This is a genomic window from uncultured Algoriphagus sp. (assembly GCF_963974835.1).
Taxonomy (GTDB): domain Bacteria; phylum Bacteroidota; class Bacteroidia; order Cytophagales; family Cyclobacteriaceae; genus Algoriphagus.
The window spans coordinates 523,205-540,859 of the sequence record NZ_CAXBET010000001.1 but is presented as its reverse complement, the minus strand read 5'-3'; the positions used below and the strand labels follow the sequence as shown (position 1 = coordinate 540,859).

Below are 17,655 nucleotides of genomic sequence, written 5' to 3'. Positions count from 1 at the left end.
GCTATCAGGCTTTTTCTACCAAAACAGCTAGTTCAAAATCATCCATATCAAGTACAGTAGCTCCATCCAACTTAGGAGAAAGCTCCAAGTTTAACGCTTGTACTTCGGTTTGGATGTATTCCCCGAAAGACTCTAGTGCATTTTTCACCAATTCACTATTATCTGCGATCTTGATGTTTACCTTGTCCTGAACTTCAAGCCCCATATCCTTTCGTAAGTTTTGGATACGGTTTACAAGATCCCGAGCCACACCTTCCTGCCTCAATTCGTCAGAAAGAGTCACATCAAGCGCTACAGTTACTCCTTGATCAGAAGCCACAGACCAACCTGGAATATCCTGTGAAGTGATCAAGACTTCTTCCAAAAGCAATTCTAAACTTTCGCCATCCACATCAACAGAGATTTTGCCTTCACGCTCTATTTTAGCGATTTCGGCTTGTCCCCATTTATTTATTTCGGCTACGACAAAGCGCATTTTCGGCCCCAATTTCTTACCAAGAACCGGAAGATTTGGTTTCACATTTTTTACCAAGATACCAGATTCATCATCGATGAATTCTATGTCTTTGATATTCACTTCAGATTTGATGAGCTCCTCTAGATGCAAAATCTGAGCTTTCGTCTTTTCCTTCAGAATTGGAATCAAGATGCGCTGCAATGGCTGGCGAACTTTCATTTTCTCTTTCTTTCTCAGGGAGTGTACCAGAGAAGAAATAGTTTGAGACAATTCCATACTTTCTTCCAGATCCTTATTGATCAATGCAGCATCGGCATCCACCCAATCAGTCAAATGAACAGAAGCCTTTGCATCAGTTCCCGATTCAGTCAAATTTTGATATAGCCAATCTGAATAGAATGGCGCAAAAGATGACATCAACTGTGTAAGTGTTAGAAGAGACTCATACAAAGTTTCGTAAGCAGCCTGTTTATCGGCATTCATATCGCCTCTCCAGAATCTTTTTCTCGCCAATCGAACGTACCAATTGGAAAGCTGATCCACAGTGAAGCTCATGATCGCACGAGTTGCTTTAGTGGCATCGTAATTATCCATCGCTTCTTCGACTTCCGTGATCAAAGACTGAAGCTTGGACACAATCCACTGATCTAGTTCAGCCCGCTCTGCCACTGGAACTGCTTTGGATTTGTCATAGACAAAAGCATCCAAATTCGCATAAAGCGCGAAGAAATTATAGGTATTCTGAAGTGTACCAAAGAAGCGACGCTGTACCTCAGTTACTCCATCCAGATTGAATTTCAAGTTATCCCAAGGATTGGCATTGCTTAGCATATACCAACGCACAGCATCAGGACCATATTCTTTTAAAGTCTTGAAAGGATCTACAGCATTGCCCAATCGCTTGGACATTTTGTTGCCGTTTTTGTCAAGCACAAGTCCGTTTGCAATCACGTTTTTGAAAGCTACGCTATCAAATAACATCACTGCAATTGCATGAAGTGTGAAGAACCAACCTCGGGTCTGATCCACTCCTTCCGCGATATAGTCTGCCGGATAGTTGGCGTTGAAAATGTCTTCGTTTTCAAATGGATAATGCCACTGCGCATACGGCATAGCTCCAGAGTCAAACCAAACATCGATCAAGTCTGGCTCACGGAACATCTTTTCACCTTTTGGAGAAACTAAGATCACGTCATCCACATACGGTCGGTGAAGATCCAGCTCCTTGCCTTCATATGGAGATTTCTCCATAAAGCCTTTTGCGATCGATTCATCAATTGCTGCTTGTAATTCTGCAATCGATCCAATGCAAAGTTCTTCCGTTCCATCTTCTGTTCTCCAGATTGGAAGTGGAGTTCCCCAGAATCTTGAACGACTTAGGTTCCAATCCACTAGATTTTCCAGCCAGTTCCCGAAACGTCCTGTACCAGTTGCCTCAGGCTTCCAGTTGATCGTCTTGTTTAGCTCTACTAATCTGTCTTTATAGGCTGTGGTTTTGATAAACCAGCTGTCCATAGGATAGTAAAGCACAGGCTTGTCAGTTCTCCAGCAGTGTGGATAACTGTGCTCATATTTTTCAACCTTAAAGGCCTTGTTTTCATTTTTCAGGATGATCGAAATGATCACGTCGGTGCTCTTAAAGTCCGCCGCATTCTCATCATCCTCGGTATAGTTTTTCACATAGAAATCATCCGCACCATAGACTTTATGGGAAGTGATTTCATGTTCCGCTACTTTTTCCGCTAAGTATTCACCAACGATGGTGATGAACTTCCCGCGCTTATCCACAATCGGAAGATCATTACCACGATCGTCTTTCACGAATACACCCGGTACATTATTTTGGACGAGTGTTCTAAAGTCATCCGCACCAAATGCCTTTGCCAAATGCACGATACCTGTACCATCTTCTGTAGTCACATAATCGCCAGAAACGATTGTGAATGCTGGATGAGGAAGTGCCAAACCAGCTATCGGGAACAGTTGCTCATATTCCCAGCCAAGCATGTCTTTCCCTTTGAATTCCTCGATTACCTCAAAAGGGATCAACTTATCTCCGCCTTTGTAATCTTCCAATTTCAGCTCAGCAGCTTTTGGATTCAGGTAGGCATTCATTCTAGCTTTCGCCAAAATCACCGTGCAGGCATCGTAGGTATATGGATTGAAAGTCTTCACTTTCACATAATCCAAGTTCTCCCCGATCGCCAAAGCTGAGTTGGCAGGCAAAGTCCAAGGGGTAGTCGTCCAAGCAAGGATATAGGTATTTTCCTTATTTTTCAGTTTGAACTGAGCAGTGATGGAAGTGTCTTTTACATCCCTATAGGCACCTGGCTGATTCAGTTCGTGCGAACTCAAACCAGTACCCGCAGCAGGAGAATAGGGCTGAATAGTGTAGCCTTTATAGATCAGATCTTTCTCATAAAGCTTCTTCAGCAAGCTCCAAACTGACTCGATATAATTTGGCTCAAAGGTGATGTATGGATCGTCCAAATCCACCCAATAACCGATTTTCTCAGTCATCTCATCCCACTGATGCTTGAAGCGCATGACCGTCTCACGGCACTTTTGGTTGTATTCTTCTACGGAAATCTTCTTTCCGATATCTTCCTTAGTGATACCCAATTCCTTCTCTACCTGTAATTCCACAGGCAAGCCGTGCGTATCCCAACCGCCTTTACGCTTCACTTGGAAACCTTGAAGAGTTTTATAGCGGCAGAAAACATCTTTAATCGCTCGCGCCATTACGTGGTGAATTCCCGGAGTACCATTTGCCGAAGGCGGGCCCTCGAAAAAAGTAAATGTCTCCGCACCGTCACGGTTGGCTACTGATTGCTCGAAAATCTGGTTTTCTTTCCAGTACTTCAATACAGATTCCCCGATTTCGGGATAATCCACTTGTTTAAATTCCTGATATGTCTTCACTGTATCCTTTCTTAAGGGCAAGTAGGTGATAATTCAATTCTAACTGGCCTATGTCCACCCCTTAACGGAGGCAAGCATTTTTAGGCTGTTTTTTTTGCTTTTCAAGAGTCTACACCCTCAAAAGCAGGCACAAAGATAGGAGAAATCCCCCTTTTTGGGAGGGTCAATTTGAAAAAATGGCAGCTTTCAATAAATGAAGCAACGGGTTCAATTTTACAATCTTCAAATTTTCCAATCTTTCAATACCTAAAGCACCAACTCATAACTCACACTTCTTCCCCCACCTTGCGGCAAAAAGACGCCTAATTCCACCAAAGTTTGTAAATCCCGGGTTGCAGTCGCTTTAGAAGCTTTTGTAATGGCCATGTATTTCTTAGCAGTCATTCCTCCCTCAAAACCCGCTGGTCCTTCAGCCAGCATTCGATTGATAGCTTTCATTTGACGGGCATTGAGCTCATTTTTATAGCGATCAAAAAATTTGACTTTTTGAAGGGTGAAATTGACTAATTGCTCGGCACTCAGCTGTGCATGAAAGACTGTTTCGGAAAAATAATCTAACCAATCAGAGATTTCATTGGAGCTTTGTCCACTTTTCAATGCCTTGTAATACTCATTCTTTTTCTCTTCTATGACACTGGAAAGACTGATCAATGTGGCGTGCCCTAATCCTTGATGAAGCGCTTTTTCCGCCAATGCACGACCAATTCGCCCATTCCCATCCTCGAATGGGTGAATGGACTCAAAGTATAAATGCGTAATAGCACATCGTATGAGGGGATTGTTTATAGTTTCTGCCTTGTTTGGAGCGGTTTTGTTAAACCAAAAAATAAATGCGGTCATTTCAGCAGGAACTCGTACTGAAGGTGGTGCTTCGAAATGCACGATTTCTTTTCCAATAGCTCCCGAAACCACCTGCATGGGCGAAGAATCTGCTCGCCACTGGCCAGCTCGTACATAGCGATTGCCTTCCATGAGCAGCTCATGCCATTCAAAAAGCATTTCTTCAGTCAGGTCTTGAGCAAATTCCGAACGTACCTTGATCATCAGCTTGGCAATACCTTTTGCCCGCTGATCTTTTACAAGTAAGGGTTGCTCCTCGTGTATCCCAAGGTTCTTTTTGATAGAATACATCACGTCTGGTCGACTTAGAAATTCACCTTCGATCTCTGAAGTTTTGATTGCTTCCACCACCATCATTTCCATTAGTAGTTCAGTCTGATTTCCTTCTGACAAACCAGTGAGGACACCAGACATTTGCCCAGATTTCATGAGAAAATCAAGCAGTATTTTCCCAGCCTTACCTTCCTTGTAAGTGAATGTTGGCCAATCCGACTGTTCCCAATTATAACTCATGAGCCGAATATACAACTTATTCGGCTCATAATATTAGATTTTATGAGCCGATTAGATTGATTGTTTGGCTCAAATTAAGAAAACCTTCATATTTTATCCCTTTTACACCAAGCGCATTCTCATTTGGATCAAGCTGCTTAACTTTCTGCTTCATTCGAAAATTCCAACTTATGAAAGTTAGTAACTCATTATTTGTAGGAGGACTTGCCTTGGTATTTGCCTGCTCTTCCCCAAAAACAGAAGAAGAAACAGAAGCTCCGAAAAGAGCTGGAAACCCAATTGTCGAAGGCTGGTATGCCGATCCTGAAGGAATTGTATTCGGAGACGAATATTGGGTTTACCCAACCTACTCAGCTGGCTATACAGACCAACTGCACTTCGATGCATTTTCTTCCAAAGACTTAGTGACTTGGGAAAAGCATGCAAATATTCTGGACACTGCAGCGATCAAATGGGCTAGACAAGCCATGTGGGCTCCAGCAGCAATCGAAAAAGACGGGAAATATTATCTTTTCTTCTCTGCAAATGATATCCAGCGACCAAGCCGCGATGGTTGGGATCCAAATAATGACATCAACCACTTTGGAGGTTTAGGCGTTGCTGTGGCAGATTCCCCAGGCGGACCTTTCAAAGACCACATTGGTAAGCCATTACTTTCTGAATTCTATAATGACGCACAACCAATCGATCAGTTTGTATTCAAGGATATTGATGGCACCTATTACATGCTGTATGGAGGATGGAGTCACTGTAATATTGGTAAGCTAAATGCTGACTTCACAGGATTTGAACCTTGGGAAGACGGTGAGCTATTTCATGAAATAACGCCTGAAGGCTATGTAGAAGGTCCTTTTGTATTTATCAGAGAGGGAAAATACTACTTCATGTGGTCAGAAGGTGGTTGGACAAATTCCAGCTATAAGGTTGCTTATGCAATGTCAGATAATATCAACGGACCATGGGACAGAATCGGAACCATCCTAGAAAATGATACGACTGTAGCTACTGGTGCTGGTCATAATTCAGTTATCCAAAAGCCGGGAAGCGATGATTGGTATATGGTCTATCATCGACGTCCAATTCCAAATGAAGGAAGAGATCACCGAGTGACTGCAATAGATGTATTGGAGTTCAACGAAGACGGAACAATCAAGCCAGTCAAAATGACTTTTGAAGGGGTGGAGGCAAATCCAATTGATTGAAATTCAGAAGGAACAAGTCTGAAAGCTGAAAAGTATGCTGGCTAGAATGCTTCGTGACACGAAGCCGGGAAATAGCTTTCATAGGATATCGGATTTGAAATCCTACAATCAATTTTCGGAATTTATATTTGTTACTAAATCTTCAAAAGGAAATTGATTCTATCTCTATAAGAAAATCAGGAGTAGAAAATTGTAGCTTCAAATTCTAGTATTGTATCACAACGACCGCTTTTTCTCTCAAAGCAACCATAGGTATTATAACCTTTACAAATTACTTTTCCATGAACATTCTTTAACCTACTTCTGATTGCATTTCTCAAATCATTATTCAAATTCAAGCTTGAATACAAACAATCGCGATTGATACATTCTATTTCAAAATGGAATTTGGAATCTGAAAAATATTCTTTTTGACTTGTTTCTTTTGCCTCAGAAAAAGCATTCGGATAATCCAAAGAAGTTTTAAGGACTATTTTTGTCACATTTGGAAACTCTTCAGAAATAGTTAGGCTATTCTTAAATGACTCCCATTTTTGCGTAGAATCTTGTTGTCTTAACTTTTCTTCTTTTCCCATACTTAAAATGACTTGTAAAATAATGGAAATATGGACTGGATATAATTTAAAAAGAAATGTCTTTCCGAAAATGTTGAAGCTTCAATATTTATCAATCCAAAAATCGTTAAAGTACCAAACTAAAAAAAAAGGGATTTGCTGAAGCAAGATTTAGTCTAAAAAAGGAATCATATACCTACTTGGGTATTTTTTAAACACGCATTCGGTCTCGATATTTAGACGAGTCTTACTATATTCTTTGAAGATGAAAACTTTAAACTAATAACATTCAAAAATTAAAGCCCTGAAAATTTCTATTTTCAGGGCTTTCTTGTGTCTCGGATTTTGCGCCCAAAATCTAGAAACTAACTTTCACCTCTTTCTTCTCCCCATCTCGCTCATAGCCTAGAAGTACTTCGTCTCCTTTTTGGAAAGCACTTAGCGCACGCATGTAACTCATCATATCCACAATTGTAGAGTCGCCCATTTGTAAAACTACATCGCCTTTCATCAATCCAGCTGCCTGCGCAGGTTTGTCTTCAGAGACACCGTCGATTCGCATTCCTTTTCCATCAAAAAGATAATCTGGCACTACGCCCAAGGATACTGTAAAGCGTGGAGAATCCCCATTGCTGTCTTTGGTTTTGGTGAAGGCAAGCTTTGGCTCTGCATCTAATTGATCCACTAAGCGATCAATGTATTTCACTACGAGTAATAAGCCATCGTAATTGATCAATTCCGAATCATCTGAAGGCTTGTGGTAATCTTCATGTTGCCCTGTGAAAAAGTGAAGGACTGGTAAATCCTGTAAATAAAAAGAAGTGTGATCGGAAGGGCCAACTCCTGACTCAGAAGTTACTAATTTCAAGCTGTCGGCATTCGCCAAATCCAATGCAGGAACGAAGCTTGGACTGGTTCCAACTCCATTAATTGCCAGCGTTTTTTCAGCATTCAATCGGCCAACCATATCCATGTTGATCATGTAATTGACTTCCGCTAGATCAATTGTTGGGTTTTTCACGAAATAATTTGAGCCCCAAAGACCATTTTCCTCTCCTGAAAAAGCAATGAACATGAAGTTACTTTTATGCTCTTCATGCTTCAGGATTCTAGCTAGAGCTACCAGTGCTGCTGTTCCGCTGGCATTGTCATCAGCACCATTATGAATGGCAGAATCACCACGATGAAGTGAACCCTGTCCGCCCATTCCCAAGTGGTCAAAATGTGCTCCGATTACTATGGTATTTTCAGACTTGTTGTCAATAAAACCAATTACATTTCTGCCCGTCACACCTTCTCCATCTGTACCAATTACCGCTTCCTCATGAGGATTTGATGGCTTTGACACTGTGAAAGGCTGGAAGTACTCCTCAGTTCCCTTCGGTTCAAGCCCAATTTCTTTGAATTCGGCAGCCAGATATTCGGCAGCTTTTTGCTCGCCATCTGTGCCTATAGCTCTACCTCCAAGATCATCTGCAGCTAGATAGGCAACATCTTCTTTCAAGCCATCCTTTAAACTTTCATCAGTGGGAGCGGTAGTACAACTCCAGGTAAGCAGTGCTCCTGCAACTGCAGCAAACGTACATGTGGGTAGAAATTTCATGCTTTTTATCATATTTTGTCAAAGATAATATATGGTAACTTTGTGTAGCAATCCTTAAAATCCTATTCCAAAATGAGAGAAATCCTTGTTGCATTGCTGTTGCTTACTTTTGCCTGCAGCCCAAAAAGTGATGTGCAGACAGAAATAGAAACTGAAGTACATTCGGCATCTGACTCTTTACTTTTGGCGCCAGAGGAAATGAAGTATTTGAAAAATATCAAGCAGCTGACTTTTGGCGGAAATAATGCAGAAGCGTATTGGTCATTTGATGATTCTATGTTGGTATTTCAATCAGATTACAGCGAATGGGGAGCGGAGTGCGATCAGGTTTATTACACTAATTGGAAAACTGATGATCTGCAGAATTCTCAGCCAAAGCGACTTAGCACTGGATTAGGTAGAACTACTTGTTCCTATTTTCTTCCAGACAATAAAAGTATAGTTTATGCATCTACTCACCTTGGTGGTGATAATTGTCCTGCAGTTCCTGAGCCTAGAACAGATGGTAAATACGTTTGGCCGATTTATGATTCCTTCGATATTTTCACAGCAGATATGGAAGGGAATATTATTTCCCAACTCACCAACGAACCAGGTTATGATGCTGAAGCTACAGTTTCTCCGAAGGGTGATAAAATCGTGTTCACTTCTTTAAGGTCTGGCGATTTGGAGCTTTATACGATGAATATCGATGGGACGGATGTGAAGCAAATTACTTCAGATTTGGGTTATGACGGTGGAGCATTTTTCTCCCCTGACGGTAGCAAAATCATCTGGAGAGCATCCCGTCCAACTTCTGATGAACACATCAAAGAATACAAAGACCTACTGAAGGAAGGTTTGGTAATGCCTACAAGTATGGAGCTTTATGTGGCAAATGCTGACGGAACTGATGCGAAGAAGATAACCGATCTTGGCAAAGCCAACTGGGCACCCTTCTTCCATCCTTCTGGAGATAAAATCATTTTCGCTTCAAACCACCAAACTGAAAGAGGTTATCCTTTCAATCTTTTCATGGTTAATTTGGATGGAAGTGGCTTGACTCGAATTACCCATGACGGTACTTTTGATGCGTTTCCTGTATTTTCCAATGATGGCAAATACCTGGTTTTTTCTTCCAATAGAAACAATGGGGGGACTCGAGATACTAACCTCTTTGTAGCGGAATGGATTGGAGGATAATGCTGGAATTATTATTTCATCTGTAGACGGCCCGACATTTGGCGGTCTTTTTGTTTCGAACTTGTATATAACCCACGTAAAAATCATGAAAGCTTTATCTATATTATTTTTCGCTGCTTTAATTGTGGTGGCTTGTAAAGGTCCTAAGGAAGACACCCCGGTTGAGGTAGCGTTTTCCCCAGATGAAGAGCATGTCGAAGAACTCAATACAGAATGCTTTCGATATTTTGGTGAAAAAGATACCGTACTCCTCACAACCCATGTTGATGGCACTAATATTACCGGTACTTTAGATTATTCAATTTTCGAAAAGGATAAGAATAGCGGTACTATTGAAGGTGAGATTCGGGACAATATGATTATCGCTGAATATACTTTCCAATCTGAGGGACAAACTTCCAAACGTCAAGTCGTATTTAAAAATACCGAAGAAGGATGGAAAGAAGGGTTTGGCGAGATGTCTTCTGTTGACGGCATACCAGCACAAGACAATCTAGATTCTTTGGACTACAATCACGAAATGATACTGAGTCCAGTTCCCTGCAATGAATGATCAGTAGGTAGAGTTTTGGCATTCTCGGCACAATTCTCTAATTTCTAATCTGATCGCACCCAAAATCACCTTTTTAAGAGGCTGAAAATTTCAGTCCATTTCGTCTTATCTTTTTAAAATAAGAGCCTATGAAATATTATGGTCGGTTGATTTTCCCGCTACTCATAACCTTAGCCCTTGGTTTTTCCAAAATTTATTATGGTCCCCAATCCAAAAATTGGGAAGGATTTTGGTCTTATTTGCCTCATATAAACACCGTCTGTATCATTTTTGGCATTACCTGGTGTTTATTGGTTTTGATGCAAATCCTGAAAAAGGTGTTTTTGCGTCAATACGATATTTCCCAGGAAGATAATTTAAAAGCAAGAAAGGTTCTTACCCAAATCAACATACTGGTTAAAGTAGCCAATTTCATTATTATATTGATGGGAATTGGGTTAATCCTGGTATCGTTTGAATCGGTAAGAAAAGTAGGAGTTGGCTTTTTCGCATCTGCGGGAGTGGCTGGAATTATAATCGGTTTTTCTGCCCAGAAAGCTATCGGTACTTTGATTGCAGGAATTCAAATAGCGGTAACCCAACCTTTCCGCCTGGAGGATGCGGTGGTAGTAGAGGGAGAATGGGGATGGATCGAAGAAATCAACCTTAATTACATTGTAGTACGTATTTGGGATCTTCGAAGACTTGTACTGCCCACTACTTATTTCCTTGAAAATCCTTTTCAAAACTGGACGAGGACTTCCGGCGATTTAATTGGATCGGTATTTTTATATACAGATTACACTGTTCCATTTGATGAATTGAGAAAAGAGCTGGACAGAATTCTAGAAACGACCGATCTCTGGGACAAAAAGGTAAAAGTGCTGCAGGTCAGCGACGCCAAGGAGCATACGGTGGAAACGAGAATTCTGGTCAGCGCAAAGAATTCACCGATAGCATGGGACTTGCGTGTGTATGTCAGGGAGAAAATGATAGAATTTATTCAAAAGAATTATCCGGAAAGTTTACCAAGAACACGCGTGGAGATGGTTCAAAGGAGTTAACTAAAGATTATCTACTTTCTGCCAAGTTAAAGTGTTTAACTGGACGGAAAGCAGAAGAAATCAGTTGGGATTTATACTCTTTTAAAAATATGCTTTTCAGGTCCGGATAGATGTGATTATAAATCCAATATCACTTGATCTTTAATCAAATCTTCAAATATTTCCCGCTTTCTGATTAACTGAGCTTTTCCTTCCCACACCAATACTTCTGCCGGACGAAGTCTTGAATTGTAATTCGAAGACATACTGAATCCATAGGCCCCGGCATTTTTGAATACTAAGAAATCTCCTTTACTTACTTTAGCCAGCTTTCTGTCTTTTGCAAGAGTATCAGTCTCACAGATATATCCCACCACATTATAGGTGTTCAATTCTCCATCTGGATTACTCAAATTGTAAACATCGTGGAATGCATCATACATCATAGGACGGATTAGATGATTTAATCCTGAGTCAACACCTACAAATGTAATCTGAGGAGTTTTTTTGACCACGTTTGATTCTACGATCAGATACCCGGATTCACTTACGAGGAACTTACCGGGCTCAAGCCATAACTCTAGTTTTCTTCCGTATTTTTCGCAGAATTCATTGAAAGCAGTTGATACTTTCGTCCCTACCTCACCGATGTCTGTGGATGGATCGCCTGATTTATAAGCAACTTTGAATCCACCTCCAAAATCCAAGAAGGCAAGATCAGGAAAGCTCATAGCTGCTTCAAACAGCACATTTCCACCTCGAAGGAAAATTTCAGCATCCAATATATCAGAACCTGTATGTATGTGAAGTCCTTTTATTTTTATACCATATTTCTCCACCACTTCCAATATCTCAGGAAGCTGCTGAATCGAAATACCAAACTTGCTTTGAATATGACCAACAGAGATTTTGGCATTTCCGCCTGCCATGATATGCGGATTTATCCGGATACATGCCGGAATAGAATTACCATAAGCTGCTCCAAATTCTTCCATAAGAGGAAGACTGTCCAGATTTACTATTACTCCCAACTCTACAGCTTGCTGCACTTCACGAAAATTTACGCCACTGGGCGTGTACATAATTTCAGAAGCTGTAAATCCGGCTTGCATGCAGATTTTTATTTCCTCTATAGACACAGCGTCCACACCTTCTCCTGCCTTTTTTACCAATTTTAGGATATTGATATTTGACAATGCTTTGGTAGCATATTTAATTTTCAAGGGCACAGAAGCAAACGCGGTTTGAAGTGATTTGATCTGGCTCACTATCTTTTCTCCGTCGTATACATATACTGGCGTACCGAATTCTTGTGCAATTGATTCTAAGCTTACTCCTTGAAGTTGAATAGGATGTTGGGATGCTGACATATCTGAAATTTGCGGGCAAAGATAGCCAAATAACAAAAAAAAGAGGGCAGATGCCCCCTATTTTCATTAGTTATAGTGTAATTAAGAAAACTCTGTTTTCGAATCTAAATATAGATGAAGGAGTTGAAATTGATATTCTTTCTGCAGAGTTTAAGGCGGTTAAATATTGTTAAGCTCCCTCCATCGCCTGATTATAGGATTAAATTTGCAGCATGTCGAAAAGTAATATCATCCTTATAGTTGTCTTGATGACCCTGGCAAGCGTTGGCTTGATGGCATTTCAATTCTATTGGGTGAGCAATGCTATTCGTATTAATAGGGAGCGATTTGATCAAAACGTGTATCGTGCGCTTTCATCAACTGTGGATAAACTGGAAAAAGGTGAAACTTCCGCTGCCTTTGAATTAATCCTTCAGGACTCAATCATGAGCAGATCCCTGTTCGAAGAGATCGACCCTATTGATTTTGACGACATTACTGTAAACTCAAGACAGATATACATTTCCAGGCCTTCTCTGATGGATTCATTCTTTCAGGAACCAGCGCCGAAAGTGAGCCCAACTTTCAGGAGAATTCTCGAGTCAAGAGGTGTCGATATGAGTCAACTTGAAGATTTGGAGACTTTTTTTACCTATATGACCCCGGAATTAGCATCAAGAATGTTTACCCCGGATGAGATGGAAGTACTTCTTCAGGAAAAAGAACGCCAGCTCCAATACATAAGTAGATTGGAGAATTCGGCTAAAAAGGAAAATACTTCGGGTTTAACTACTAACTATCAGGAAGTAGTACGCGAAATAGACCTTGATCCGGGCCTTATTGAAAAAATCGCCAAAGCAAATAGGAAGATAGAGTTTTACAATAGGATGTTGAGTGAGTTGGCGGCAGGACAGGAAGCGATTATGGATAGGTTAGATACCGCTCAAGTTCGGAAAATGTTGAAAAATGATCTGATAGAACAGAATATTTATGAAGATTTTGAATTGGGATTGCTAAAGGATGATGGTCGAATTGTTCCAATCGGAAATGTTAAAGAGCAGATGACATTAGTACAGAAAGGAATTCAGGCAAAGCTGTTTCCAAATGATATTTTCAATAAGGACAATTTTTTAACTATTTATTTCCCTCAAAAAAACACCCGAGTTATCCGTGAAGTTTGGCTTCCTATATCCAGTTCCATAATATTTATAATAGTAATCATCTCCTGTTTTATTTACGCCATTAAGGTGATCATTCGTCAGAAAGCACTTTCGGATACAAAAAATGATTTCATCAATAATATGACGCATGAGTTCAAGACACCCTTGGCTACGGTGAGTCTGGCTGTGGAGGCACTTCAGGATCCTGAATTATCCTCTCAGGACAAATTCCGTTCTAGGTATTTGGGCATCATAAAAGATGAGAATAAACGATTGGTTTCGCAGGTAGAAAACGTTCTTCAGGCAGCGGCGTTGGATAAAAAGGATTTTAAATTGAAACTCGAATTATTAAATGTCTCAGAAATCCTGGAAAGCACCGTTGACCACTTTGGCTTACAGGTAGAAAAAAAAGGTGGTCAAATTACCTTCAAAAATCAGCTTACCGAACCAATTATTGAAGGGGACCTTTTCCATCTCACACATATTTTCAATAATTTGCTTGACAATGCAAATAAATATTCTCCCGAAAATCCATTCATTACCATCGAAGCAAAAGATGATAAAGACCAAGTCTTCATCACCATCAAGGATCAAGGAATAGGAATGAATAAAGATGCGCAAAGGAAAATTTTTGATAAATTCTATCGGGTTCCTACTGGCAATGTCCACGATGTCAAAGGCTTCGGTCTGGGTTTGTCCTATGTAAAGGCTATGTTGGAAGCGCACAAAGGCGGGATTCAAGTAAGTAGCGAACTTGGAAAAGGAAGCTCATTCACCATTAACTTACCGAAAAAACAATGAGTAAAGCAAAATTATTAGTGGTCGAAGACGATCCAAATTTGGGAGACATCCTGCAGGAATATTTGGAAATGAAAGGGTATGAACCTACGCTTTGCCGTGATGGCGAAGAGGGTTGGAACAAGTTTAAGAAGGGAAAATTTGACCTTTGCCTATTGGATATCATGATGCCGAAAAAGGATGGATTCACTTTGGCCAAAGAAATTAAGAAAGTAGAGGAAAACCTTCCTATTCTTTTTCTTACAGCAAAAAATCAAAAAGATGATATCATCGAAGGTCTGAAAATAGGCGCCGACGATTATATCACCAAGCCTTTCAGCATGGAGGAATTACTGCTTCGTGTGAATGCGATCTTGAAGCGAACCCATAAAAATGAAGATATCAATCCCTTAAAAGTCTACACTTTCGGAGGCTTTACACTCCATTACGACGAGCAATTTTTGGATGGGCCGAAGGGACGCCATAAGCTGACTTCGAAGGAAAATGAACTTATACGATTATTAGCTTCAGAAATTAACAACCTGGTAAACAGAAGTCATGCGTTGAAACAAATCTGGGGAGACGACAGCTATTTCAACGCAAGAAGTATGGATGTTTACCTCAGTAAAATCCGCAAACTTCTGAAAGATGATCCGAAAGTACAGATAATCACCGTACATGGAGAAGGCTTTAAGCTGATCGTGAGCGAAGGATGAGAAGCCCGATGGTTGATGACCGGTGTCAGATGTGAAAACGAATAAAGTTTGAAATAGGAAATATCCAAAAAATCCGAAGCGACCTAAAAGAGCTTCGGATTTTTTATTATTCTAAAATCTTGTTTCTCGGCTCTTGAATCTTGATTCTAATGTCTAATTACCTATTAATCAATCAATCATTTCAGCTCCGATACCATTTCCTGCTGGAAAGGTTACTTTTTCGGGTGTGATCGTAATGCCTTTCGCAGGATCTTTGGAAAGCAGCATTGCACCATCCATATCTACAAAATCTAACAGCGGTGCAATATGAGCAATCGCTGTAATTCCCACTGAGGATTCAGTCATACAGCCTACCATGGTCTTCATTCCGAGTTGTTTCGCTTCATGGATCATTCTTAGACCTGGTGTAATCCCACCGGCTTTAACCAACTTCACATTAATTCCATGGAAAAGGCCGTGGCATTTTTTCACATCAGATTCCACAATGCAACTTTCATCTGCAATTACAGGCAATTTGCTGTGCTTGAAAACCTCCCTCATTCCTTCCAAATCATCTTTACCAAGAGGCTGCTCCATAAATTCCACTCCCAATTTCTCCAGTTCTACTGAATAAGTAATGGCTTGCTCTGCAGTCCAGGCGCAATTCGCATCGATTCTAAAGATCGCATCTGTATGCTTACGGAGTTCACGGATAATTGCCAAATCATCGGAAGTACCGAGTTTGATTTTGTAAATCGGCCAGTGAACCTCCTTCATTTTTGCTACCATCTTTTCCACTGTATCTATCCCAATTGTAAAGTTGGTCAATGGAATGTCGGCAGGGTTTAGTTTAAGCAATTCATAAAGTTTTTTGCCTTGCTTCTTTGCATAAAGGTCCCAAGCTGCCATATCCAATGCACATTGGGCAAATGGATTTTCTTTAAATGCCTCCCTGCCTAGATCCCAAAGTTCGGCTGGAGTTTCCCACTCACCTTTTTCTACAATTGGTCTGAAATTCTCCAAACATTCCAACATATTAGTGATAGTCATGCCGTAAAATGGATTTGTAGTAGATTCGCCTAAGCCGGACAGTGCGCCATCTTGCAGTTTTACTATAAGAGTATCTTGCACATCCCTGCTTTGATGAGCGATGGTAAAAGTGTGCTTTAATGGGAGGTCTACGACTTGAAAGGATAAATTCATTTGGCGAAATATTCTATTTGAAGCAAAATTAACCTGTATTTTGCTTGAATGATAGATAGATTTACATTTTATTCAAGGTAAATAGAAATATGTATGAAAGTCAATTCTAACTTATTATTAAGCATGTTTTTGCTGTTTTTAGTTTTTACGATTAGTTGTAAAACGGCAAATACACTTTCCTCAGCACCAACTTCTGTGGCAACACTTGAAGCTGCTTATTCAAAATACAAGGAAGCAGCTATTACCCACAGAAGATTTAAGCATGCTGATCTACAGCCATTGATCAAAAAGCATTCTGTTGCTTTTGAGGTATCGAAATTGGGTGAGTCTGTAGAAGGAAGAAGTATTTCCAGCTTAGATTGGGGAGATGGTAAGACGAAAGTGATGCTTTGGTCACAGATGCATGGAAACGAAAGTACGGCGACTATGTCTCTTTTCGATCTGTTCAACTTTCTGGAAGCCAGCGGAGACGAATTTGATGGGCTGAGAGATCTTTTGAGGACAAATTTGGACCTCAAATTTATTCCGATGATCAACCCGGATGGAGCTGAGCAATTCAAACGAAGAAATGCAATTGATATCGATTTGAATAGAGATGCTATTTCCCAGATTTCTCCGGAAGCAGTGATACTGAAAGCTGCAAGGGATGATTTTGAGCCTGAATTTGGGTTCAATCTACATGATCAGCAGACCTATTATAATGCCACTGGAACCTCAAAGCAGGCTACTATTTCAGTTTTAGCACCGGCATATAATTATGCAACGGACGTTAATGCAGTGAGGATCCGAGCTATGCAAACTATTGTGGGAATGAATGAAGTATTGCAGGAGGTTGTACCTGGACACGTCGGGAAATATGATGATGCTTTTGAGCCAAGAGCTTTCGGAGATAATATCACCAAGTGGGGGACAAGTACGATTTTGATCGAGTCTGGGGGATATCCAGATGATGCGGATAAGCAGTATATCCGTCAGTTGAATTTCATGATTATCCTGAATGCTTTGGAGCAAATAGCGACCAAAAGCTATGAACAATACACTACGGATCAGTACTTTGCAATTCCGGATAATGACCTGCAATTGGTTGATTTACTTATCAACGAAGTGGAGGTACCTGTCAACGGCAAATATTATCCAGTTGATTTGGGAATCAGAAGAAGGGATATAACTGCTGGAGAAACCTATTACATGTCTGCATCGGTCGATGATTTGGGGGACTTGCAGGTTTACTTTGGATTGGAGGAGTTTGATGCTTCTGGATTGAAATATGCGGAGGGAAAAGTCTATGAAAAAGAATTTGATTCTGTGAATACAATTGATGAGGCAAAAGCAATGGAGCTTTTGAAGCAGGGATACTTAGCCGTAAAAGTAAATAGCGGAGCAAAAGGTGACTTGCATCAACTTCCTATTTTAGTACTAAAAAGTATGGAATCATTCTCGTCGGGTTGGAAGACAGGTGAAAGCACAAATTTCTTTTTGGAGAAGGATGGCATTAGAAAATACGCTGTTGTAAATGGCTACCTGATAGATCTGGAAAATCCAAAAGATCAAGAGTTTAAGCAGCAGATTTATTGAAAGTTAATATTTCAAAATGCTTAATTTAACCCGCTACTTGGCGGGTTA

13 protein-coding genes are annotated in these 17,655 nt (G+C 40.5%); 7 read left to right on the top strand and 6 right to left on the bottom strand.

From position 1 onward, the window contains the following. Window positions 1-4: 4 nt before the first annotated feature. Window positions 5-3,379 carry an isoleucine--tRNA ligase gene (gene ileS, locus AACZ73_RS02485; RefSeq protein ID WP_339876329.1) on the bottom strand — a complete coding sequence of 1,125 codons (3,375 nt, stop codon included), beginning with the start codon at window positions 3,377-3,379 and terminating at the stop codon, window positions 5-7. A 246-nt stretch (window positions 3,380-3,625) separates the two neighbouring features. Continuing rightward, on the bottom strand, window positions 3,626-4,732 hold the full coding sequence (locus AACZ73_RS02480; protein ID WP_339875096.1) for a Fic family protein: 1,107 nt from the start codon (window positions 4,730-4,732) through the stop codon (window positions 3,626-3,628). A 170-nt stretch (window positions 4,733-4,902) separates the two neighbouring features. On the opposite strand from AACZ73_RS02480, the gene AACZ73_RS02475 reads away from it, so the two are divergent. After that, window positions 4,903-5,934, top strand: a complete 1,032-nt coding sequence (locus AACZ73_RS02475) for a glycoside hydrolase family 43 protein (RefSeq protein WP_339875094.1) — start codon at window positions 4,903-4,905, stop codon at window positions 5,932-5,934. A gap of 176 nt (window positions 5,935-6,110) precedes the next feature. Here AACZ73_RS02475 and AACZ73_RS02470 read toward each other — a convergent pair whose 3' ends face one another. Beyond that, window positions 6,111-6,509 carry a hypothetical protein gene (locus tag AACZ73_RS02470; RefSeq protein WP_339875093.1) on the bottom strand — a complete coding sequence of 133 codons (399 nt, stop codon included), beginning with the start codon at window positions 6,507-6,509 and terminating at the stop codon, window positions 6,111-6,113. Between the two features lie 337 nt (window positions 6,510-6,846). Then, window positions 6,847-8,091, bottom strand: a complete 1,245-nt coding sequence (locus tag AACZ73_RS02465) for a M20/M25/M40 family metallo-hydrolase (protein WP_339875092.1) — start codon at window positions 8,089-8,091, stop codon at window positions 6,847-6,849. 72 nt (window positions 8,092-8,163) lie between these two features. Between AACZ73_RS02465 and AACZ73_RS02460 the strand changes: the two genes are divergently transcribed. The 3 genes from AACZ73_RS02460 (at window position 8,164) to AACZ73_RS02450 (ending at window position 10,869) form a co-directional block, all read left to right on the top strand. Further along, the gene (locus AACZ73_RS02460; protein ID WP_339875090.1) at window positions 8,164-9,273 is read left to right on the top strand and encodes a hypothetical protein; all 1,110 of its coding nucleotides are present in this window, start codon (window positions 8,164-8,166) and stop codon (window positions 9,271-9,273) included. Window positions 9,274-9,358: 85 nt separating this feature from the next. Continuing rightward, window positions 9,359-9,826, top strand: coding sequence for a hypothetical protein (locus tag AACZ73_RS02455; protein WP_339875088.1), 468 nt, complete (start codon window positions 9,359-9,361; stop codon window positions 9,824-9,826). 299 nt (window positions 9,827-10,125) lie between these two features. Further along, window positions 10,126-10,869, top strand: coding sequence for a mechanosensitive ion channel domain-containing protein (locus AACZ73_RS02450; RefSeq protein WP_339875086.1), 744 nt, complete (start codon window positions 10,126-10,128; stop codon window positions 10,867-10,869). Window positions 10,870-10,985: 116 nt separating this feature from the next. Here AACZ73_RS02450 and lysA read toward each other — a convergent pair whose 3' ends face one another. After that, on the bottom strand, window positions 10,986-12,218 hold the full coding sequence (gene lysA, locus AACZ73_RS02445) for a diaminopimelate decarboxylase (RefSeq protein ID WP_339875084.1): 1,233 nt from the start codon (window positions 12,216-12,218) through the stop codon (window positions 10,986-10,988). A 212-nt stretch (window positions 12,219-12,430) separates the two neighbouring features. On the opposite strand from lysA, the gene AACZ73_RS02440 reads away from it, so the two are divergent. Next, the gene (locus AACZ73_RS02440) at window positions 12,431-14,158 is read left to right on the top strand and encodes a HAMP domain-containing sensor histidine kinase (protein WP_339875082.1); all 1,728 of its coding nucleotides are present in this window, start codon (window positions 12,431-12,433) and stop codon (window positions 14,156-14,158) included. After that, complete coding sequence (locus AACZ73_RS02435) at window positions 14,155-14,850, top strand: response regulator transcription factor (protein ID WP_339875080.1); 696 nt, start codon at window positions 14,155-14,157, stop codon at window positions 14,848-14,850. Before AACZ73_RS02440 ends, AACZ73_RS02435 begins: the two co-directional genes overlap by 4 nt. Before the next feature lie 168 nt (window positions 14,851-15,018). Here the strand turns inward: AACZ73_RS02435 and AACZ73_RS02430 are convergent, their stop codons facing one another. Then, complete coding sequence (locus AACZ73_RS02430) at window positions 15,019-16,032, bottom strand: dipeptide epimerase (RefSeq protein ID WP_339875078.1); 1,014 nt, start codon at window positions 16,030-16,032, stop codon at window positions 15,019-15,021. A 93-nt stretch (window positions 16,033-16,125) separates the two neighbouring features. Between AACZ73_RS02430 and AACZ73_RS02425 the strand changes: the two genes are divergently transcribed. Next, a complete protein-coding gene (locus AACZ73_RS02425) occupies window positions 16,126-17,607 on the top strand; it encodes a M14 family zinc carboxypeptidase (protein ID WP_339875076.1) in 1,482 nt (493 codons plus the stop codon). Window positions 17,608-17,655: the final 48 nt, after the last annotated feature.

Excerpts from the sequence above, each read along its gene's own strand:
- lysA (WP_339875084.1), bottom strand. The coding sequence starts at position 12,218 with ATGTCAGCATCCCAACATCCTATTCAACTTCAAGGAGTAAGCTTAGAA.
- AACZ73_RS02470 (WP_339875093.1), bottom strand. The coding sequence starts at position 6,509 with ATGGGAAAAGAAGAAAAGTTAAGACAACAAGATTCTACGCAAAAATGG.
- AACZ73_RS02460 (WP_339875090.1), top strand. The coding sequence starts at position 8,164 with ATGAGAGAAATCCTTGTTGCATTGCTGTTGCTTACTTTTGCCTGCAGC.
- AACZ73_RS02430 (WP_339875078.1), bottom strand. The coding sequence starts at position 16,032 with ATGAATTTATCCTTTCAAGTCGTAGACCTCCCATTAAAGCACACTTTT.
- AACZ73_RS02480 (WP_339875096.1), bottom strand. The coding sequence starts at position 4,732 with ATGAGTTATAATTGGGAACAGTCGGATTGGCCAACATTCACTTACAAG.
- AACZ73_RS02450 (WP_339875086.1), top strand. The coding sequence starts at position 10,126 with ATGCAAATCCTGAAAAAGGTGTTTTTGCGTCAATACGATATTTCCCAG.
- AACZ73_RS02475 (WP_339875094.1), top strand. The coding sequence starts at position 4,903 with ATGAAAGTTAGTAACTCATTATTTGTAGGAGGACTTGCCTTGGTATTT.
- AACZ73_RS02435 (WP_339875080.1), top strand. The coding sequence starts at position 14,155 with ATGAGTAAAGCAAAATTATTAGTGGTCGAAGACGATCCAAATTTGGGA.
- AACZ73_RS02455 (WP_339875088.1), top strand. The coding sequence starts at position 9,359 with ATGAAAGCTTTATCTATATTATTTTTCGCTGCTTTAATTGTGGTGGCT.
- AACZ73_RS02465 (WP_339875092.1), bottom strand. The coding sequence starts at position 8,091 with ATGAAATTTCTACCCACATGTACGTTTGCTGCAGTTGCAGGAGCACTG.
- AACZ73_RS02440 (WP_339875082.1), top strand. The coding sequence starts at position 12,431 with ATGTCGAAAAGTAATATCATCCTTATAGTTGTCTTGATGACCCTGGCA.
- AACZ73_RS02425 (WP_339875076.1), top strand. The coding sequence starts at position 16,126 with ATGAAAGTCAATTCTAACTTATTATTAAGCATGTTTTTGCTGTTTTTA.